This is a genomic window from Tahibacter aquaticus (assembly GCF_004363655.1).
GTDB classification, from domain to species: Bacteria; Pseudomonadota; Gammaproteobacteria; order Xanthomonadales; family Rhodanobacteraceae; genus Tahibacter; species Tahibacter aquaticus.
In genome coordinates, this window is record NZ_SNZH01000004.1 from 102,468 (window position 1) to 122,062 (window position 19,595).

16 protein-coding genes are annotated in these 19,595 nt (G+C 65.8%); 8 read left to right on the top strand and 8 right to left on the bottom strand.

Features of this window, described 5'->3' with window-relative positions:
• Positions 1-245: 245 nt before the first annotated feature.
• Genes DFR29_RS07880 through DFR29_RS07890 form a run of 3 tightly spaced genes read right to left on the bottom strand, consistent with a single transcriptional unit; the run spans position 246 to position 5,612 of the window.
• A complete protein-coding gene (locus DFR29_RS07880; protein ID WP_133818037.1) occupies positions 246-3,335 on the bottom strand; it encodes an efflux RND transporter permease subunit in 3,090 nt (1,029 codons plus the stop codon).
• 2 nt (positions 3,336-3,337) lie between these two features.
• Positions 3,338-4,246: a hypothetical protein gene (locus tag DFR29_RS07885; protein WP_133818038.1), complete on the bottom strand. Its 909-nt coding sequence runs from the start codon at positions 4,244-4,246 to the stop codon at positions 3,338-3,340.
• A complete protein-coding gene (locus DFR29_RS07890; protein WP_133818039.1) occupies positions 4,239-5,612 on the bottom strand; it encodes a TolC family protein in 1,374 nt (457 codons plus the stop codon). The genes DFR29_RS07885 and DFR29_RS07890 overlap by 8 nt, the downstream gene beginning before the upstream one ends.
• 234 nt (positions 5,613-5,846) lie before the next feature.
• On the opposite strand from DFR29_RS07890, the gene DFR29_RS07895 reads away from it, so the two are divergent.
• The 3 genes from DFR29_RS07895 to DFR29_RS07905 are packed head-to-tail and all read left to right on the top strand — an operon-like array spanning position 5,847 to position 8,607.
• Positions 5,847-6,470, top strand: coding sequence for a phosphatase PAP2 family protein (locus DFR29_RS07895; protein ID WP_341829848.1), 624 nt, complete (start codon positions 5,847-5,849; stop codon positions 6,468-6,470).
• 54 nt (positions 6,471-6,524) lie between these two features.
• Positions 6,525-7,202 carry a winged helix-turn-helix domain-containing protein gene (locus DFR29_RS07900; RefSeq protein ID WP_133818040.1) on the top strand — a complete coding sequence of 226 codons (678 nt, stop codon included), beginning with the start codon at positions 6,525-6,527 and terminating at the stop codon, positions 7,200-7,202.
• Positions 7,189-8,607, top strand: a complete 1,419-nt coding sequence (locus DFR29_RS07905) for a sensor histidine kinase (protein WP_133818041.1) — start codon at positions 7,189-7,191, stop codon at positions 8,605-8,607. Before DFR29_RS07900 ends, DFR29_RS07905 begins: the two co-directional genes overlap by 14 nt.
• A gap of 101 nt (positions 8,608-8,708) precedes the next feature.
• Here the strand turns inward: DFR29_RS07905 and DFR29_RS07910 are convergent, their stop codons facing one another.
• The gene (locus DFR29_RS07910; RefSeq protein WP_133818042.1) at positions 8,709-10,352 is read right to left on the bottom strand and encodes an ArnT family glycosyltransferase; all 1,644 of its coding nucleotides are present in this window, start codon (positions 10,350-10,352) and stop codon (positions 8,709-8,711) included.
• Positions 10,353-11,003: 651 nt separating this feature from the next.
• On the opposite strand from DFR29_RS07910, the gene DFR29_RS07915 reads away from it, so the two are divergent.
• Together DFR29_RS07915 and DFR29_RS07920 are read left to right on the top strand one after the other, a co-directional pair.
• Positions 11,004-12,659 (top strand): LTA synthase family protein, encoded by a 1,656-nt coding sequence (locus DFR29_RS07915; protein WP_243745990.1) that lies wholly within the window; start codon positions 11,004-11,006, stop codon positions 12,657-12,659.
• 54 nt (positions 12,660-12,713) lie between these two features.
• Positions 12,714-13,466 (top strand): phosphatase PAP2 family protein, encoded by a 753-nt coding sequence (locus DFR29_RS07920; protein WP_133818044.1) that lies wholly within the window; start codon positions 12,714-12,716, stop codon positions 13,464-13,466.
• A gap of 14 nt (positions 13,467-13,480) precedes the next feature.
• Here DFR29_RS07920 and DFR29_RS07925 read toward each other — a convergent pair whose 3' ends face one another.
• The 3 genes from DFR29_RS07925 to DFR29_RS07935 all read right to left on the bottom strand — a co-directional run bounded on the left by DFR29_RS07925 (position 13,481) and on the right by DFR29_RS07935 (position 15,937).
• On the bottom strand, positions 13,481-13,906 hold the full coding sequence (locus DFR29_RS07925; RefSeq protein ID WP_133818045.1) for an EamA family transporter: 426 nt from the start codon (positions 13,904-13,906) through the stop codon (positions 13,481-13,483).
• A gap of 100 nt (positions 13,907-14,006) precedes the next feature.
• Entirely contained in the window at positions 14,007-15,239 is a 1,233-nt protein-coding gene (locus DFR29_RS07930; protein WP_166653953.1) for a sensor histidine kinase, read from the bottom strand.
• Positions 15,236-15,937, bottom strand: coding sequence for a response regulator transcription factor (locus DFR29_RS07935; protein WP_133818047.1), 702 nt, complete (start codon positions 15,935-15,937; stop codon positions 15,236-15,238). Before DFR29_RS07935 ends, DFR29_RS07930 begins: the two co-directional genes overlap by 4 nt.
• A gap of 249 nt (positions 15,938-16,186) precedes the next feature.
• Here DFR29_RS07935 and DFR29_RS07940 point away from each other — a divergent pair, with 249 nt between their 5' ends.
• The 3 genes from DFR29_RS07940 to DFR29_RS07950 all read left to right on the top strand — a co-directional run bounded on the left by DFR29_RS07940 (position 16,187) and on the right by DFR29_RS07950 (position 19,026).
• Positions 16,187-17,818: an ArnT family glycosyltransferase gene (locus tag DFR29_RS07940; protein ID WP_133818048.1), complete on the top strand. Its 1,632-nt coding sequence runs from the start codon at positions 16,187-16,189 to the stop codon at positions 17,816-17,818.
• Positions 17,819-18,055: 237 nt separating this feature from the next.
• The gene (locus DFR29_RS07945; RefSeq protein ID WP_133818049.1) at positions 18,056-18,451 is read left to right on the top strand and encodes a YkvA family protein; all 396 of its coding nucleotides are present in this window, start codon (positions 18,056-18,058) and stop codon (positions 18,449-18,451) included.
• Positions 18,452-18,798: 347 nt separating this feature from the next.
• A complete protein-coding gene (locus tag DFR29_RS07950; RefSeq protein WP_133818050.1) occupies positions 18,799-19,026 on the top strand; it encodes a hypothetical protein in 228 nt (75 codons plus the stop codon).
• Between the two features lie 88 nt (positions 19,027-19,114).
• On the opposite strand, the gene DFR29_RS07955 is transcribed toward DFR29_RS07950, so the two are convergent.
• On the bottom strand, positions 19,115-19,387 hold the full coding sequence (locus DFR29_RS07955; RefSeq protein WP_133818051.1) for a hypothetical protein: 273 nt from the start codon (positions 19,385-19,387) through the stop codon (positions 19,115-19,117).
• Positions 19,388-19,595: the final 208 nt, after the last annotated feature.

Here is a 19,595-nt window from a genome sequence, read left to right on the forward strand (position 1 = left end):
GCTGCTCACGCCCATCGACGCCAAGCATCAGGCGTCTCTTCGCTTCGCTGGCGATGGTCGCGATCGCTGAAATCGGCGACAAGACCCCGTCGCTGTCGTCGTTCTCGCGAAGCGTTTTCGCGGCCAGCATCGGCCGATTGTTGCGGCCATTTTTGCGCAGACCGTTCCAGCAGCGACCCTCGGCGACGAAGTACACGCCGTTGAAGCATTCGCGGATGCTCCGCCGCGTGCGTGCCAGCGCGGAGCTAGGAAGTAGCACCCAACAACGGCGGCGTACGCAAAGCGCGGGCGGCGATCAGCGGCAACACAAGCAAATTGAGCACGGTCGACGACAGCAGGCCGCCGAGCAGAACGATCGCCATCGGGCCTTCGATTTCGCGGCCGGCCTCGCCGCTGCCCAGCGCCAGCGGCACCACGCCGAGCGCGGTGACCAACGCCGTCATGAATATGGGCGTGAGCCGCTCCCGGACACCCCGCAACGCCGTGTGGCGGCTCCAACGCAGGCCTTCATTCAGCATGAGATGCTCGTAGTGCGACAAGAGCATGATTCCGTTGCGCGCACTGATGCCAAACAGTGCGATGAACCCGACCAGCGCGCCCATCGACAGCGCCTCGCCGCATACGGCCAGCGCCAGCACGCCACCGACGAGCGCAAACGGCACGTTGATCAGAACGATCAGCGCACTGCGGCGTTCCCGAAACGACAGCAGGAGCAGCACCACGATCACGATCGCCGCGAGAACGCTGTAGCGGGCCAGATCCCCACGCGCAGCGGCTGCTTCACGGGCGGTACCCGCGATTTCCACGTACATCCCCGCGGGCAGTGGACCCAGCGCCGCCAACGCCGCGCGCGCATCGGCTACAAACCTCGCTGCATCGTGCGGTGCCGGCGACGCGGTCACCTTCTGCCGCCGCCGCGCGCCTTCGTGCGAAATGACCGCGCGGCTCTCGGACAACGAAACGTCGGCGACGCCGCGCAGCATCACAAGCCGGCCGTCTGCAGCACGCAGCAGCACGTCGCCTACCGACTCCGGTGCGGTCCGATTTCCCTCGCCGACGCTGACGCGCACATCGATCGTTCGGCCATCCGCATAAATCTGATTGACCACGGCGCCGCCTATTGCCGTCGCCACGGCATCGAGCACGTCCAGGGCGCGCAAGCCGTGCGCTGCAAGCTGCGCAGGATCGAGGCGCGCACGGACCGAAGGCAGCAACGCCGAATCGCTCGCGCGCACATCGCCGGCCCCGGCCAGCGGCCGCAGCGCGCCAGCGATGCGCTGCGCCCACTCATCGAGCAGGGTGAGATCCGTGCCGAACAGGTTCAGCACGAACGGCGCCGCTTCACCACTCAAGGATTCACCGACACGATCGCCCAGAAACGTCAGTACTTCCGTTTGAACTCCGGGGAAATCCGCGAGCAGCGCGTGCAGGGCCGCTTCGATGCGCACTTCGTCAGCGCCCGATGTATCCGGCGACAGCTCCACATGTGCCTCGGCGCGTTCCGGCCCCCAGGCATCCTCGCTGGCGGTCGCGCGGCCGGCCTGCAGCGACACGGTCGAGATTCCGGGTACCGCGAGCATCCGCTCGGACACCTGCACACCGAGCCGCAACGTCGCGCTCAGGGAGGTCCCCGGCGTGCCGCGCAACTGCACCACGAAATGCCGTTCACGAAAGGCCGGCAGCAGTTCGGTGTTGAGGCGCAATAGCAGCCCGACCGCCAGGACACCGACGGCGAGCGCCACGATCCACAACAGCGCCGACCTGTGTTGCATGCGATGCAGCACCCGCCGATGGGCGAGCTTCAACCGACGCAACCACCACGGTTCGCGCTCGAGAAACGAGGTACGCAACAGCACGAAGCACAACGCCGGCACCAGGGTCAGCGCCAGCACGAGCGACGCGAACACGGCGATCAGAAACGCCACGGCCAACGGCGCGAAGAAACTGCCTTGCAGACCCGGCAGCGCGGCGACCGGCAGGAATACCAGCCCGGCGACCGCCGTGGCCAGCAACACCGGGCGACGCACCTCCATCGACGCATCGAGAATGACCGCACGCCGATCGGTTCCGGGCGGCGCAGCACGCAACCGCCGCACGATGTTCTCGACATCGATGATGGCGTCGTCCACGACAACACCCAGCGCGACCGCGAGCCCGCCGAGGGTCAACGTGTTGAGCGTCCACCCCATCGCCGACATCGCCAGCACCGCCGTCAGCAGCGACAACGGTATCGTCACGAACGAGATCAGCGCCGTACGCCAGCTGCGCAGGAACACGAGAAGCACCGCAGCCACGAGCCCACCACCCAGCAACAGCGCGTCGCGCATGTGGGTCAACGCGGTTTCGATGAACGTCGCGGGCCGATGAAGGGCCGGTGTCACCCGCACGCCTGCGCTCGCCAGCACCGGCCCCAACTCGGCCAACGCCGCCTCGACGCGGTGCGTCACGTCGAGCGTGTTCGCGCCGTGCTGGCTCAGGAGAACCAGCAGTACGCCCGGTTTGCCCATGATCAAGGCGTCGCCAAACGCAGGCGCGGCAGCGTGCTCGACGTCGGCGATGTCACCCAGCAGAGTGGCGCGGCCGTTCGTGTTCGATACCACGGTCCGAGCGAGCCGTTCCACCGTGTTGGCCTGCCCTTCCGTTTCCAGCACCACGCGTTGGTTCGGGGTGTCCACGAAACCCGCGCCGCGCACGCCGCCGGCCGCGCGCACCGCAGCCAGTGCGTCGTCCAGCGACACGTTCAAGGCCCGCAGACGCTCAGGTCGCAACCGAACGTCCAATTCGTGCACCACGCCCCCGAACACGGTCGCGCGTGCAACACCGGGCACGCCGAGCAACCGGGGCCGAACGGTCTGTTCGACCAGCGCGCGCAGCGCCGTCGGGGACAGCTGCTCGCTCATGAAGCCTATCTTGAGCAGATCCATCGTCGAGGACGTCATTGCACTCAGCGTTGGCGCTTTCACGCCGGCCGGCAGGCTCGCTGCCGCTTCGGCGATTCGCTCGGCCAGAAGCTGGCGCGCACGGAACGGATCAGCACCGGCGGTAAACACCACGGTGACGGCCGACAGGCCCGGCGTCGATTCGGAGCGCACCGCAGCAATCTGCGGCGCGCCGTTCAACACATTTTCCAGCGGCTGGGTGACCAGCTGCTCGATCTGCTCGGCTACCATTCCCTGCGCTTCGGTCTGTATCTCGGCCTGCGCCGGCACGAACTCCGGAAACACGTCGTAGCGGGCCCGGCTCACTCCAGCAGCGCCGCCGATCGCCAGCGCTGCCGCAGACAGCAGTACCCACGCGGGGCGGCTCACGGACGCGTACACCAGCCAGCGCAGCATGTTCAGGGCACCTCGCCGGCCGGCACTTGGGCACGATCGGCGCTCAGCAGCGCTGCTGCTCCGGCCACCGCGACCGCGTCGCCGGTTTTCACGCCCGTGGCCAGCCAGTCGCCGTCGTCCAGCGGGTGCACCAGCCTGATCGCCGTGCGCACGAACGTCTGCGCGTCGCGCTGCCGGTATACCCACGTTGCCTTGTTCCAGCGCAGCAAGGCCGCTGCGGGCACGCGCGCGGCCACCTGCGTACCGGGCTTGTGCAGCCGCGCACCGATCACCTCGCCGGGCGACGCGTCGAGCCCGTGCGCGATGCCCAGAAAGCCCGGTGCAAGATTCGTTGGATTGGCCTGCGGTGCGCGTCCCAGCCATTCGATCGACGGCGCTGACGCATCGTCCACAAGGCTTGCACCGTCGAACACGGTGCCGGCGGGTTCGATACCCAACGCTTCGAACCGCAAGACACGGGCACGTCCCTTGACCAGATCGTCGAACAACCGCCGGCGCGCCGCATCGCCCAGGCCAGCCAGACCGGCACCCATCGTCAGACGGCGCTCCGCGTCCAGGCCGTCGCGTCGAGCGTTCTCCGCCACCACTTGCGCATCGGCGGCTTCCAGCGCTCGGCCCGACACCGTGCTTTCTGCGGCATGCAACCGCTGCGAACGTTCGGCTTCGCGCTGCGCAGCCTGCGCTACGGCGACCGCAGCGCGCCAGTCTCCGTCGAGCTTGATCCACGGCAAAGGATCGACAACCCGAGCGATGGCAGAGACCTGCTGCGACGCCGCCACAGCCTGCAGCACCGTGGTCCGCACACCCAGGTTGTCGCGCTGTGCCGGCGTCAACGACACTTCGGCGCTCGCCGCCGATGCGCAGGCGAGCCCCACGCACAGCCCGAGTTGAACGACCCGGCTTCTACTCATTGGGTTGATCCTCGCGGTAGGCCACCGAACGAGCGAACGCGCGCTCCTCGGCATCGAGCGGGAGACGCAACGCGTCTTCGAGCGCGGCGTGAGCGGTGAGCTCGGACTCCAGAGCGGTGAGCTCGGCCAGTTGACCGTCCAGCGCTTCAACCTCGCTGGCGCGCAACGCGGCACGGTCTTCAGCACCCGCGTCGCGAGCGCGTCGAAGCCGGTCGAACGCGCGGGCCGTCGTCCAGCGCTGTTCGCTCGCAGCGATCAGCGCCGCATTGGCGGTGACCAAGCCCGTGACGGCGCCGTCGAGCTCTGCGGCGATCGTCGCCTGGACAGCGTCCACACGGCTTTCCGCAGTCTGCCGTCGGGCCTTGGCCTGCGCGATCGGTCCGGCGTTGCGATCGAACAGCGGCAAGGTGGCGCTCAACGCGAACGTGAGTTTGCGCGCTCCGTGGTCGTAGGTATAACCCGGGCCGATGGATAGTTGTGGGTACTGCTTCCTCACCTCGCCCTGCAGGTCGAGCTCTCTGGCGTCGTAGTCGCGCAGCGCCCGTGCGAGGTCGGCGCGATGCGCCAAGGTGTTCCGTCGCAACGCGTCGAGATCGGCAACGGGCGGAGGCGGCAGCGTCCACGCCTCCTGCCACCGCGTCGACGAAAGGGCGCTCGGCAACAGCCCCAGTGCTACGGCCGCGCGCGTGGAAGCCTCATCGGCGCGTTGGCGGGATTGCGCCTGCTCGCCCAACGCGCGGGAGAGCGCCAGCCGGGGAGCTCCGCGTTCGACAGCCGCCGCCTCGCCGTCGACGATCCGCGCCTCGATGGCCGCCAACCAATCCCGCGCGGCGGCTGTCATCCGCTCGGCCACTTCGGTTCGCTGACGCGCCATCAGCATGCTGCGGACCGCTGCATGCACGTCACGACGCAGCGCCCAGCTTTGCTCTGCATAGTCCAGGCGTGCCGCCCGCACCGCTACATCGGCGGAGGCCATGCGAAGTTTGCGCCGGGTACTGCCGTCGAGCGGAACATCCAACACGAACCCCCACAGCCACGGCAAGGCGGAGACGCCTGCCGTGCGATCCAACGATACCGACAGCGTAGGGTTGGGGCGCGCACGCGCGGTGATCGCACCCGCCAGCGCCTCTTCGACCGCGCCTCGTGCCGCACTCATGCGGGGACTGCGCGCGAGCGCCACACAGGTGAGCTCCGCTTTCTTCCATTCGCGGTGGGGCGTGGGCATCCCCATCCCGCATTGATTCAGCAAACGTGCAGTGGCTTCGTCATCGAGCGACGCCTCCGCCAACAAAGCGTGTTTGGCCGCTAGATCGATGGGACGCGGCGTGTAGGCCACGCACCCCGCGATCCCCGCGAAAACCGCCATGCCGATCCATCGCGCGCCTGTTCGCACCGCTCGCTCCGTCGTTGTGTCGACGCGTTGCAGTCTGGCCGACGGATTTCCACGCCGGCTGTCCCGGTTCTTACCAATCGGTAAACCAACCTGCCGGCAAGCACCTTACGAACTCGTAAGCCCATGGAATGCTGGGCACAAGGACTGCTTCGTAGGCTTGCTCCGCCCGGACCCGCCGACCGGCGGGGCACGTTGCGGAGAAACTCCATGAACGGTATGCAACGCATCGCGTTGGTTTTGGCGTGCCTGTCGATCGTGCCCGTCGCGTCGGCCGGTGGCGGTCCCTTCGGCATCGACCACCGGTTGAACTACGACAACAGCGGCATCTGGCGTCGATCGGTTCAGACCGGTCTGCAGATTGGCGTCGGTGCTGCGGTGCTGGGTGGCGCCGTGTGGGAAGGTGGCGAAAGCCGTCTGGGCCGCACGTTATGGCAATCCGTCGATGCCATGGCCCTGTCCGGCGCAACGACACAAGTCATGAAGTTCACATTTTCGCGCGAGCGACCGAGTCGGACCGACGATCCCAACGCCTTCTTCAAGGGCCGCGGCAATCAGAGTTTCCCCAGCGGCGAAGTCGCCCAGATGGCCGCGGCGGTCATGCCGTTCGTCCTGGAATACGGCGACGAGCATCCGGCCGTCTACGCGCTGGGCGTGCTTCCTGCCTACGACATGGTCGCGCGGATGAAGGTCCGCGGACACTGGCAGAGCGACGTGCTCGCCGGGCTTGCGGTCGGCGCTGCGTTCGGATGGTATGCGCACGGCCGCGAACAACCGCTGGTCCTCAACGCGTTGCCGGACGGCTTCATGGTCGGCTGGAGCAAACACTTCTAGGCGGCGATTGCGCTACCGTTGACGCCAACCCAGCCGTGGGTGCCCACGATACCGATGCGCCTCCTGATCATCGAAGACGATCAACAGACGGCCGAATGGCTTGCGAAAGGCTTGCGCCAGGGCGGGCACGTGGTCGACCTCGCCGCCGACGGCCGCGACGGCCTGTATCTGGCCAGCACAGGTGAGTACGACGTGGCCGTCATCGACCGGCTGTTGCCCCGCCTGGACGGACTGAGCATCGTGCGCACCTTGCGGGGCGCGAAGAACGCGCTGCCGATCCTCGTCCTGACGGCGCTCGGCGAAACCGCGGAGCGTGTCGAAGGACTCAACGCAGGTGCGGACGATTACCTGACCAAGCCGTTCGCTTTCAGCGAGCTGACGGCGCGCGTACATGCGCTGGCGCGTCGGCCGCCGCTCTCGTCGGTAGAGACCACGTTGAGCGTGGGAGGGCTGACGGTGGATCTGGTACGCCGTACCGTCGTGCGCGACGGCCATCCGATCGACCTGCAGGGGCGTGAGTTTCAGCTCCTTGAATACCTCATGCGCAACGCCAACCGGGTGGTCACCCGCACCATGCTTTTGGAACATGTGTGGGGGTTTCATTTCGACCCGAAGACCAGCGTCGTGGAGACGCACATAAGCCGGCTGCGCGCCAAGATTGGTCGCGGCTCGGCCCCGGAGCTGATCCATACGATCCGAGGCATGGGATACAGCCTTCGTGAACCTCGCTGACTGGCGCCCCAGTTTCTGGCTGCGGCTGGCGGCGTTGCAGGCGCTGGTGTTCCTCGCGCTCGCGGCCTTGTTGTTCGCGGGGCTTTATGGGGGCATGACCGCGTACGCCCAAAATCAGCTGCACCGCGATGTCGAGCGCGAGCTCGCAGCGCTGATTGCGGCGGACCCCGCGGGAGAAACCCCGGACGTGGAGCGCGTGCTGCGTTATCGAGGGAACGACGATGCGCGCCTGGGCTGGTATGCGTTGTTCGCTCCGGACGGAAAACTGCTCAAGGGCGATTTCGTGCTGCCGGCGCTGCGCGCCGGCTGGCACGAGATTCCCTATCCGGATACGGCAACGCCGGTGGCGGATCAGGACGAGCACCGCCTGCTCGTTCTCGCGCAACCGCTCCCCAACGGCCGATGGCTGGCGGTCGGTCGGGATACATTCCTGCTGACGGAACTGGAAGAACTCTACGCGGGGTTCTTCGGATGGATGAGTCTGCTGACGCTCGTACTCGCGGTGGCCGGCGGAACGATCGTGAGTCGCCGTCTGCGGCGCCGAACCGATGCGCTGCGCTCGGTCACCGAAGCGGTCGGTGCGGGTGAGCTTTCCCGTCGCGTCATCCTGACGCCCGGCAACGACGAGTTCGACAGCATCGGCGGCCACGTCAACGAAATGCTCGACCGCATCGAGCAGTTGATGGAACGATTGCGCCAAGTGTCGCTCGACGTCGCGCACGACCTGCGTACGCCGTTGTCGCGTCTGCGTCAGAAGCTCGAGTCGGCGCAAGAGGCGGCCGCGGACGGATCGAGCGAACGCGATACGATCGCCGCTTGCCTGACCGACGTCGACGGCATCCTCAGCACCTTCGGTGCACTGCTGCGGATTGCGCGCATCGAGGACGGCTCGCCGCGCCGCGGTTTTGCACGCCTCGATCTCAGTGAGGTATTTACGACGGTGGTCGATGCGCTCGTACCCGTCGCCGAGGACGCCGCACACCTGCTGACGGCCGACATCCAGCCCGACGTCTTCGTTGAAGGGGACCGTGACCTCCTGACACAGATGCTCGTCAACGTCGTTGAAAACGCGATCTGCCACACGCCTTCAGGGACTCGGATCCGCGTGAGCTTGGCCCGCCAGGCAGAAGGTTTCGTTGCCGTCGTCCAAGACACCGGACCCGGCATTCCTGTCGGCGAGCGCGAACGCATCTTCCGGCCGTTCGTGCGTCTGGATGGGTCCAGGACTCAAGTGGGCAACGGTCTGGGTCTGGCCTTGGTCAAAGCCATCGCCGATGTCCACAATGCGACAGTTGCTGTCGTCGACAACGAACGCGGAACGTCGTTCCGCGTCGTGCTGCCGCCTTCCCTGTCCTCGGATTCTGAAGCCGTGCACACGCCGTTGAGCACCGCAGAGCGTCGTTGAGCCGTAGCGAAATCGATTGCACAACATCCGCCTTCCGGCTGGCGCGTCTCCGTGAACGTGCAGCCGCGGATGCGTCGATGCAGGTGCCGCGTCGACTCATCTCATTCCCGCGAGGTGCGCAACCGGTGTGGACCCGCCGGATGCCTGGCGTTCGTATCGCCCGGCACGTTGCGCACCGCTTCGGCCGCTGGAAACCGGGGTTCGCCGCCAAGATGCCGCAACAGCACGTATTTGCCGGTGCGCGAAACCGCGACCTCATCCAATTGCGCGCGCAGATCCGGCGGCAGCAAGTCCAACGCGTTGACCTCGGTCGCTACATACGAGTTCGGCAGACGTGCGAGGTAGGCGCGCATGGCGTCGGCGTCGTCAACGCGAGCGGCCTTCCCGCGCGAATAGAACTCGGCGGAATGGGGCCGTTGGCGGAAGTAGACCAGTGCGCCGTCCTTTGCGGAGTCCTGGCGGTACGCCGCCACGATGTCCTGCTGCGACTGGAAACCCGATTGCGCCCACGCGGCCAGCAGCACTACCGCCAGCGACGGCGTCACCAGCGCCAGCCAGCCCGTGCGCCGCGCTGCCGCCGACGCAGCCTGCGCCTGCCATACCTGCGCCACGAGCAGGCCAAAGCCAATCAGGCCGGGCAGGAAATAGGTCGGCAGGATGTTGCGCGAGAACGTAAAGAACACCGCGGGCGCGAGCATCCAGCAGATCAGGTAGAGCGTCCAGCCGTCGCCGCCGCGCAGGGGCGCGAGCGGCTGAACCGCGCCGCGCCGGAACAGTTGCCAGACCAGCCAAGGCGACCACGGCAACGTGCCGAGCAACGCATACAGCCAGATCGTGCCACGCGGGTACGCATGGCCCACCCCGTAGAGATCACCCTTCCATCCCGGCGTGAGAAAGCGCTGCAGGTGTTCGCCAACGATGAAATAGCGCAGAAATCCTGGGCTCTGCATTTCCGCCGCCCAGTACCACGGCACGACGAGAACGCCGAGCAGCACAGTGCCACGCACCCACGGGAGCCGGCGTCCACTCTCGGCCACGCGCCCGGTCAGCACCGCCCACGCGCCGATGGGCAGCAGCGTCAGTACCGTCGCCACCGGCCCCTTGGCGAGCAGTCCGATGGCGAGCCCCACGAAGAACAAGTAACCCCACCTTCGCGAGGACGTGGTCAATGCGAGCCAATAGCCGACCATCGACAGGGTCGTACCGAGCAGCATGGCCGGGTCCGTCATCACTCCGCCCGCACTCACCAGCATCAGCAAGCTGGTCGCTACAACGAGGCTTGCTCGCAAACCATATTCTCTGCCCTTGTATTGCGCACCAAGCCGGTAGGCGAGAAAACAGACAGCCAGACCCAGCAGCAGCGACGGCAAGCGTGCGGCGAATGCGTTCACGCCAAACAGTTCGTACGAAATCGCCGTCAGCCACATCGACAGCGGCGGCTTGCCCCAGAACGGCACGCCGTAGTCGATCTGCGGCACGAGCCACTGCCCCGTCTCGATCATCTTGCGTGCGATCTCCGCGTAGCGCGCTTCGGTGTTGTCGGTCAGCGGGTAGAGACCGAGCGTGAGCAGACGCGTAAGGAACGCGAACACGAGCAACCGATAGAGCAGCCGCGGTACCGTCGCGCCCAATCCGCCGGGCCGTTGCGCATGCCCTTGCGCGGGTAAGTCGACAACATCGGCCGAGTTCGTCCCGCCCATCCGGCGTGAAAGCCGCGGGCTCGCGTGCAGTTCGATGAGAGGCATGGGAGTGAGGCTGACGCCGGAGGATTCGGCTGCGCCTCACTATCGGCGAGCGTTTGTAAGCCGCGCTAAGGCGACGCTCAGCCGCGTGTTAAATCGTCCTCTTTCCGAGGCGAACCGCGACGGTGCGATGCACGGAAATTGCGGGCGGTTTGTGCCGTATTTTTTCAGAAAGGGTGGACAAAATCTCATTCGTGGAGACCCACGCAGCAAGGTTCCGCCGCTCGTCGATCGACCCGGCGGCTGAGGCGGATGCGTTGCACCGGGGCCGGCGTTAACGAACGCCTGAGATTCGCGTGAGGCGCCCTTACACATACGCAGCGAACCTGTCGTGAGTGGCGCGGTCGCGCGCGAAATTCAGGAAGTTCTTTGTATCCAATCAGCTCCGTCTGGCCGCGGTTCCGGCCGTTGGCATGGCTTGCCGCGGTTTTCTTGAGCATTTCGACGCTGACGCGGCTCGCCCTGCTGATCGCAACCGGCGACGGCCTTCCTGCGTCACCGGGCTATTGGTTGTTCTCGTTCGTGGTCGGTTTCGGCTACGACCTGGTGACGTTTGTCGACTTTGCCTGGCCGCTGGTACTGCTGCTGTGGCTGATGCCCCGGCGCTGGTATACGGCGCGCTTCGGCCGCAGCGTGCTAGCGGTGCTGTGCTACGTGCTCGTGTTCGTGCTGCTGTTCGTCGCGGGGGCGGAATGGACGTTCTGGGACGAGTTCCAGACACGCTTCAACTTCATCGCCGTGGACTACCTGATCTACACCAACGAAGTGATCGGCAACATCCGGGAGTCCTACCCGATCCGCACGATCGTCGCCGGCATCCTGTTCGCGACCGCGGCGATCTTCATGCTCGGGCGCCGCTGGCGCCGGCCTGACGACACGTCCTCGACGTTTGGCTCGCGCAGCGTGGTGGCCGGCGGATGGCTGCTGATCACGGTGCTGACCGCGCTCGCGGTCAGCGGCAACCTCAAGCAGCAGACGTCGAACGAATACGTCAACCAACTCGCCGGCAACGGCATCTACGAGTTCTTCGCCGCGGTACGCTCCAGCGAGCTGTCGTACCCGCGGTTCTACACGACGCTACCCGAAGCGACGGCGTTCGCGAATCTTCGCACCCTGCTGGAGACGCCCGACGCGCAGTTCGTGAGCGACGATCCGCTCGACATCACGCGGACCATCCGGGCCGACCGCGACGAACGTCGGCTCAACGTCGTGCTCATCAGCATCGAAAGCCTGTCCGCGTTCTACTCCGGCGCCTACGGCGGCAATCCGAGTCTGACGCCGGAACTCGACAAACTGTCCCGTGAGTCGCTCCTGTTCACGCGTTTGTACGCCTCCGGCACACGCACGGTGCGCGGCCTCGAAGCCCTCGCCCTGTCGGTGCCACCGACGCCGGGCGAGTCCATCGTCAAGCGGCCGCGCAACGAAGGCTTGTTCAGCATGGCTACGGTGTTCAACGACAAAGGTTATGTGTCGGAGTTTCTCTACGGCGGCTACGGTGCGTTCGACAACATGAACTACTTCTTCGGCAGCAACGGCTACGAAGTGCACGACCGCGGCGACATCGCGCCGGACAAGATCCACCAGGCCAACATCTGGGGCGTGGCTGACGAGGACCTCTACAGTCTGGCGCTGGATGAGTTCGACCGCGCCTACACGGCGGGTAAGCCGTTCTTCGCCCACGTCATGACGACCTCGAACCACCGTCCGTATACGTTTCCCGAAGGTCGCGTTGACGCACCACAGGGCAAGCGCGAAAGCGCGGTGCGCTACACCGATTGGGCCGTTGGCGATCTGCTACGCCGCGCGCGCGGCAAGCCCTGGTTCGACGACACGCTGTTCGTCATAACGGCGGACCACTGCGCATCGTCGGGCGGCATTGCCAGCCTCCCGGTGTTCCGTTATCACATTCCGCTGATCATCTATTCGCCAAAGCACATACCCGCGGCACGCATGGAACGGTTGATCGGTCAGGTCGACATCGCGCCGACCGTGCTCGGCCTGCTCGGCATGAGCTACCGCAGCCGCTTCTTCGGCGCCGACATTTTCCGCCTCGAACCGGGGCGCGAACGGGCTTTCATCGGCAACTACCAGCGCTTGGGCTATCTGCGCAACGACCAGCTCATCGAACTTTCGCCCGGCGGTCATCTCGGCAGCGTCAAGCCGGACTACGAAAAGAACAACGTCCAGCCGGAGGTGGCCGTCGATGCGACGCTCGCGCACGAGGCGATCAGCTACTACCAGACGGCCAGCTATCTCTTCAGCAACGGCATGCTGTCAGCGAGACGTGCCGACGCCGCCCTACCCCGCTGACGCGATGCATCCGCGAGAATTCGACCGTTCTGACCACACCTGCACGGTAGCCGCATGAGTGAGTGGCTGGAGGATGGGTTGGCGCTTTTGCTGGGTATTGCCGGCTGTTTGATCGTTGAGCATCGCTTTCGGCGCCGTTGGCCGGCACTCGCAGAGGCGGCCGGTGTGCGGCCCGGCATGACCGCACTCTTGATCCTGCTCGCGGTAGTCGCCATCGACCTCGGCGAAGACGCCATCGCCGGCACGTCTTCGGGCGTCGACCGAGAGCTGCTGCTGCGGCTGCATGCGTTGGTGCCGGACGCATTCGTGCCCTATTTCTCACTGGCGACGATGACGGCGTCGTGGTACGCGCTGGTTCCCGGCACCGTGGTTTTGACGCTGCTGATGTTCGCCCGTCGCCGTCGCTCCGAAGCAGTGCTGTTGGCAGCCACCGCGACGGCCGCGGCGCTTAGCGTCTACCTGATGAAATCGGTCGTAGACCGGCAGCGGCCGGCACTGTGGCCAACCGAGTACGACTGGGGATCGAGCTTTCCCAGCGGGCACACCCTGGTTGCCACGGCGATCGCCGTCTGCCTCGTCTTTTGCCTCGGCCGCATAGCGCCGCGTGCGCAGCCCGGCGTGCTCGCCATCGCCTTAGCTTGGGCCGGCTTGGTAGGTCTGTCGCGCCTCGTGCTCGGGGTTCACTGGCCCACCGACGTCGCCGCCGCTTGGTGCGTAGGCGCCGTCATCGCGTTGCTTGCCTGCGGAACGTTGCGTGTGTTCGAACTGCGCGCTGCAGTGCAGCGGACGCTGCGCGCGAACAACTGACAGCTACCGTCGTGTCAGCCGATGATGATCACGATCGAACCGGCCACGATCAGCACGCCACCGATCGCGAGCTTCCAGCTCAGCGTTTCGCCGAGAAAGACCAGGCCCAGGACGATCGCGAACGCGACGCTGAGCTTGTCCACCGGCGCAACCTGGCTCACCGGTCCCAGCTGAAGCGCGCGGTAGTAGCACAGCCAGGAAAGGCCCGTAGCCACACCGGAGAGCACGAGGAAAACCCAGCCGCGAAGTGGGATCGATGCCGGCTGCCACTCGCCGCGCCACGTGACGAGTGCCGCGGTTACCCCGAGGACGACGACGGTGCGGATGAACGTCGCGACGTTCGTGTTCATCCCCTCGATACCGATCTTGCCGAAAACCGCGGTGAGGCTCGCGAACACCGCCGAACCCAACGCAAAAAGAGCCCATTGCGGAAGTTGCATGGATCACCTGCTCAGCGTGCGATGAAGGGAACCATCCGACGCTCTCAGCGGCACGCGCTGCGGTAAGACACATGCGCCGGGTCGGTTTGCGCAGACCGCCTTACCCCGAGGATTCAGCAGGCAACCGCACGACGATGCGGTGTTCGCCGGTCTCGGTTGCCTCTTCTTCCAATCGCCACCCCAGATGCTGCGCGAAACGTCCTATCAGCGTCAGCCCGAGATGACGGTCGCTGCGCGCAGCGTCCGGTCCGTTGGGCGTCGCCGGCGCCGTGGATGCGCGGTAGTGCAGTTCGATCCGCTCGCCGTGCGCACGCAGGCGCACGGCACCACCGGCCCCGGGCGGCAGAAGCCGGCGAAGTATTCCACGCAAGGCAAGCACGGCTTCCGCGCGTGGAACCCGCAGGTTCCCCGTGGCCTCGATGTCGATTTGCACCAAGCGCGGCTCGACCGCCGACGCCAGGGAGGCAGCACTTTCTTCCAGCAGGGTGCGGGCATCGACGCTGCCGGCGAAGTAGGCGCTGCGCCGGGCCAGGCCGAGCAACACATTGATCAGATCCGTCAGTTCGTTCATGCCGCGTTCGAGCCGCGCCAACCGCCGGCGCAGCGCCGGCTGCGCGCCGGCTTCATCGAGCAGCACTTCTGCGGCGCCCTGAACGACGGCGATCGGCGTGCGCAGCTCGTGGCTGGCGTCGGCGAAAAAGGCGCGTTCGGCCGCATCGGCATCGACCAACCGCGTTTGGTAGGCGTCGATCGCTTTGGCGAGACGACCCAGCTCGTCTTCGCCGACGAGACCCGCCAGCTGCGTCGGCTGGGGCCGCGACGGCAAGGCATCCACCGCCGCCGAGAGCCGGCGCACGGGTTCTATGGTGCGGCCCGCCAGCAACCAGCCTACCCAGCCGCTGGCCGCCGTACCGAGTGCGACGACGGCGAGCATGAACCAAAGCAGATAGTCTTCCAGCGCCTCAATCGAGTTGAGGTTGATGACGAAGGTCAACCTGCCCGCATCGATGTCGAACACGCCGGCGTGCTTGCCAGGGTCGGAAGCATCGTCGACTTCGTGGATGCCGGGCGGCAGATCGGCTACATCGGGCGGGACGAACCCGCTCCCATCGTGACGTCGCAGGTAACCGCTGAGCCGGTGCGTGACCGGCAGCGGGAGATCGGGTTGTTGGCGCAGCCGCTCGGCGTAGTCCTGTGCTTGCCCGAGCAATATTTCGTTGACGACGATTTCTTCGTAGTCTTCCGTAAGGTAGGTCGACGCCAGCGCGAACAGCAAGCTGAGGATCAGGCCCAGGGCCGAATACGCCAGCGCAATTCGCTGACGCAAGGTCAACCGTCGTGCCATCGGTCTTTCTCCATACGGTAGCCAACACCGCGCACGCTGAGGATCAACGCTTCGCCGAACGGCCGGTCGACCAACTTGCGCAACTCGTAGACGTGGGTATGCAACGCGGCCACCGTGGCGTCGCCGCCGACGTCGCCCCACACCGCCACGATCAACGACTGGTGGGTCAGCACTTGCGGTGAATGCAGCATCAGCTGGTGCAGGATGGCCGATTGCGCCCGGGTCAGCTCGATGGAATGTCCCCGTCGCGTCGCGCGCAGCGTCTTGGGGTCGTAGCGCAGATCGCCGACGACGAGCGGCGCGTCGGTGGACGGCTGGCAGCGGCGGTATACCGCACGGATGCGCGCCTCGAGTTCGCGCATGGCAAAGGGTTTGACGAGGTAGTCGTCGGCGCCCTCGGCAAAGCCACGCAGCTTGTCGTCGAGTGTGTCGCGCGCGGTCAGCATCAGCACCGGCGTCCGCTGGTCGGTTTCACGCAGGCGGCGGCACAGCTCCAGCCCGTCGAGGCGCGGAAGGCCGAGGTCCAGCACGATCACGTCGAAGTTTCCGCGCAACGCGGCCGCCATGCCCGCCTCCCCGTCAAACGCGTGGTCGACGTGGTAGCCGCGCCGCTCCAGGAAATCCCAAATGTTGGCGGCGATGTCGCGCTGGTCTTCCACCAACAGGACGCTGCGGGGTTCTTTCATGACGGCAATCGGCAGCAAAGCAGCGTTGAGTTTGCCCCATCCAGCAGCGCTTAACGTTCGCCTGAGATTGCCCTGAGACGACTTTACATTTGTCCGCCGAAGCTCGCGGCGTGTTTCGGCCCGCCGGCACTTGGTATCTTTTTTACTTTGTTCGCTTTGCGGTAACGGCAACATTGGTTTGCGTGCGCGTCCCAGCCGGAACGCCCGCAGCCCGGCGGTATGCCCATTCATCCACGACGCTCGTCCTCCATGTCACTACGCGCTTCGCACCTCCCACCCGTATGGCTGCTGCTCTGGTTTTGCCTGGCGCTGCTGGCGATCTTTCAGCACGGCCCCATGCCGCTGTATTCGACGCGCACGCTCGCCGTCGCCTGGGAAATGTGGAACACCGGGCAATGGCTCGTGCCTCACATCAACGGGCAGCCGTACAGCCACAAGGTCCCGCTGCTGTTCTGGCTGATCCATGCGGGTTGGGCGGTCTTCGGCGTCAACGACATCTGGCCGAGCGTCCTTCAGATCGGCATCGGTGCCGGCTGGCTGGCCGCGTCCGCCGCGCTTGCGCGACGCGTTCTGGACCTCCGACCGGCGGCCGCGGCGAGCGTCCCATGGTTGCTGGGCGCGTTGGTCTACCCCTTTCTGTTCGGCTTGCAGATCATGTACGAGACGCTGCTGGCCTTGACCGTCGTGCTCGCGCTGTGGGCGATGCACGGACGTCCGCGCTGGGGCTGGTTCGCCCTGGCACTTGGCGCCGGCCTAATGACCAAAGGGCCGGTCATGCTGCTGCATGTGGCCTTTCCGCTTCTGCTCGGCCCGTGGTGGAGCGAGTACGCGCGAGCCGATCCTTGGTGCTGGTACCGACGGGGCGCACTGGGCGTCGCCGCCGGCTTGGCCGTCCTACTCGCCTGGGCCGTTCCGGCCGGTATGGCCGGTGGCGAGGCGTATCGCAACGAACTGTTCTTCCTGCAGACGGCGGGGCGTGTGGTGGACAGCTTCGATCATGCGCGCCCGCTGCACTGGTACCTGCCGATGCTGCTGGTGCTGCTGTTCCCGTGGGTCGCTTGGCCGCGGCTGTGGCGCGCGGTGTTCGCGCAACGCCCCCAACTGGACGACAGCAGCCGGTTTCTTGCCAGTTGGCTGCTGCCGACGTTCGTCGTGTTCTGCCTCATTTCCGGCAAGCAGGTTTACTACCTCCTCCCGTTGTTGCCCGCCGCCTGCATAGCGATCGCCCTGGTTCTCGCACGCGCGCAGCCGGCAGGAACCGGTCGTCGGCGCTGGAGCGCGTGGCCGCTCGCCCTGCTTCTGTTCGCAGTGGCCCTTGCCTTGGTGGCGCTTTCCCTGGGTCTCCTCGATGCGCAGAGGGGGCCGCGGTGGCTCGGCGACGTTGCTGCCGTCGGCGGTTGGTTCGCGCCGGGTCTCATCGCGCTCGGTGCCGTCCTGCTGGTGTGGGCGCACGGTCGTCACGAGATCGCTCGCATCGCCAGCGTGACGCTTGGCGCCGCCGTGCTCATGCAAATGCTGTTCGCCCAGAGCATGTACCGAAACTTCGACCTGAGGCCTGCAGCGGCTCGGATCGCTCTCGCCCAGACGGCCGGCCGGCCGGTCGCAAACGTGGGAGGCTACGCCGGCCAGTTCCACTTCTTCGGCCGTCTTGCACGACCCATCGACGACATCCACACGCACGACCTGCCCGCGTGGACGCAGCAGCATCCGCACGGAATGATCGTGCGTTACCCCGTCCGCTCCGATCCTCATGCGCGGGATCGCGCGGAATGGATGCAGCCGTTCCGTTCGCGCCAGCTCGAAATCTGGGACGCGACGGTACTGGCGGAGTTCGAGCGTGCCTCCGCGCCCAGCCAGGACGATGAGGACGTTGAGCGGTAGGAGAAAACTCTGAACAACCCCAAAGAATCGCGCACGAGAAGGCAGTTCCGCTACCGAGGTCGGCTCTTTGGGTATGCTCGCAAGAAAACACCGAGAAGGTTACGACTGCAGCACTTTCGTCTTGAGAAAGCTGCTAGCGGACGCAACTCGCCATCGTGGCCAGCAACCGCTTTCGCGCCATCTACAAATGCGCAGTGGGGTAGTTTGAAATTTGCGAACGCAGCGGATGGAATTGCGATGGCTTTCGCGTCGCTCAAAACCTGGGCAAAAAACATAAAGCGTGACGTGGTGGCGCTCTGGATAGCCGCGCGCGATCCGCGCGTCCCTTGGTATGCGAAGCTGACGGCGGGCGCCGTCGCCGCTTATGCGTTGAGCCCAATTGATCTCATACCCGACTTCATACCGGTGATCGGATACGTTGATGACATCGTCATCGTGCCGCTCGGAATCCTACTCGCCGTCAAGCTCATACCTTCGTCGCTGATGGATGAGTTCCGGCAGGAGGCGATCCGCCGCGAAGGCAGACCGAAGAGCTATTGGGGCATGGCGGCGATGGTTGTTATTTGGCTGGCAACTTCCGTTTGGTTGGTTTGGATGTTTTGGCCGGGCCGCAGCGGCCACATCCAAAATTGACCCACTACTCACAAATCGGACAGCGAGCAGCGTGATCCTGTGCCGTGTTCTTTGCCAGTCCCTTGAAGCGAACCTTCACGCGAGCTGACATTGCGCCAAATGGATTCTCCCCGCGAGCTCGGATGCTCGCTTGGCGCTTTTCTGCTTTCTGGCTCGCTTGCTTCTAACGTCCGTTTGCATCGCCTTGACCGCGCCTTGCTTGCGCGCAATCTCCAGTTCAGTTCCTTTCCGGCGGCGCTTTTGTCCGCACCGGCGTAGCCCGCATCCGATAGACCCCGCGTTCCTTGCGCGGCCTCCGCTGTCGCGCGTACGGCACGAGCGAGCGGGGAATGTTCCGGCAGGGCCTCTTGCCGTTCAAGACGATCGCGGGATCGTGGGCGCGTCGTTCGTGGGGTGATGTCGATGTTTCTTACGGTCGGGCCGGCACGGTGTTTCTGGCTGATCTACGGGGCACCCTCGCCGACGCGGCCGACGGGGTGGGCGAGATCCACCCCAACGCGCACGGGTTCGCCCGGTTGGCCGGGAAAGTCGATGGAGTCGTGCGCGGCGCGATCGCACGAAAGGCTTCAACCTAGTTTGATTGGGGGACTTGGCACATTTGTGCAGGTGCAGATCGGGCTGATCCGATGCCGTGGGGTCAGCCGCAGCCATGCATCCGTTGCGTCAGATCGAGATTGCAGGAGGCCACTTCGTGGAAAAATCGAAGCCGCGCGCAACGAAACTTGAGAGCTCGGGGTTATCCGGGCATCGACGCTTGGCGTGCGCGATCAGCCCATCGACCACAAACATCCAGTGCGCGCCCGTCATGCCTCGTTGAGCGGCTTGCGCGGCCAAAGCAAACATCGCCTGTTCGACCTGCTCGGCGGTTGGGTCGCAATCCGCCGCCCCGTCGAGCCAGTGGACGAAGGCCGCATGCGCGTCCAGATACGTCTGCATTCACTCCCCCCTTGCGGAACCCCGCTCCCGACGCGACCTCATTTTATTGAAAGCGCCCCGCGGCGTCACCGGGCTGGACGGGGACGATCGAAGGCGCTCAACGGCACGCCGACTCCGAAGCGTCACTGGTGAGCCCCGTTTGTGGGACACGAGACCCGTCAACCATCGCCCGAGCCGAGATCGAGGCGCCGGCGGGAGGTCGGCTGCC

Excerpts from the sequence above, each read along its gene's own strand:
- DFR29_RS07880 (WP_133818037.1), bottom strand. The coding sequence starts at position 3,335 with ATGCTGCGCTGGCTGGTGTACGCGTCCGTGAGCCGCCCCGCGTGGGTA.
- DFR29_RS07910 (WP_133818042.1), bottom strand. The coding sequence starts at position 10,352 with ATGCCTCTCATCGAACTGCACGCGAGCCCGCGGCTTTCACGCCGGATG.
- DFR29_RS07900 (WP_133818040.1), top strand. The coding sequence starts at position 6,525 with ATGCGCCTCCTGATCATCGAAGACGATCAACAGACGGCCGAATGGCTT.
- DFR29_RS07945 (WP_133818049.1), top strand. The coding sequence starts at position 18,056 with ATGGCTTTCGCGTCGCTCAAAACCTGGGCAAAAAACATAAAGCGTGAC.
- DFR29_RS07890 (WP_133818039.1), bottom strand. The coding sequence starts at position 5,612 with ATGGCGGTTTTCGCGGGGATCGCGGGGTGCGTGGCCTACACGCCGCGT.
- DFR29_RS07885 (WP_133818038.1), bottom strand. The coding sequence starts at position 4,246 with ATGAGTAGAAGCCGGGTCGTTCAACTCGGGCTGTGCGTGGGGCTCGCC.
- DFR29_RS07935 (WP_133818047.1), bottom strand. The coding sequence starts at position 15,937 with ATGAAAGAACCCCGCAGCGTCCTGTTGGTGGAAGACCAGCGCGACATC.
- DFR29_RS07895 (WP_341829848.1), top strand. The coding sequence starts at position 5,847 with ATGAACGGTATGCAACGCATCGCGTTGGTTTTGGCGTGCCTGTCGATC.
- DFR29_RS07920 (WP_133818044.1), top strand. The coding sequence starts at position 12,714 with ATGAGTGAGTGGCTGGAGGATGGGTTGGCGCTTTTGCTGGGTATTGCC.
- DFR29_RS07940 (WP_133818048.1), top strand. The coding sequence starts at position 16,187 with ATGTCACTACGCGCTTCGCACCTCCCACCCGTATGGCTGCTGCTCTGG.
- DFR29_RS07925 (WP_133818045.1), bottom strand. The coding sequence starts at position 13,906 with ATGCAACTTCCGCAATGGGCTCTTTTTGCGTTGGGTTCGGCGGTGTTC.
- DFR29_RS07955 (WP_133818051.1), bottom strand. The coding sequence starts at position 19,387 with ATGCAGACGTATCTGGACGCGCATGCGGCCTTCGTCCACTGGCTCGAC.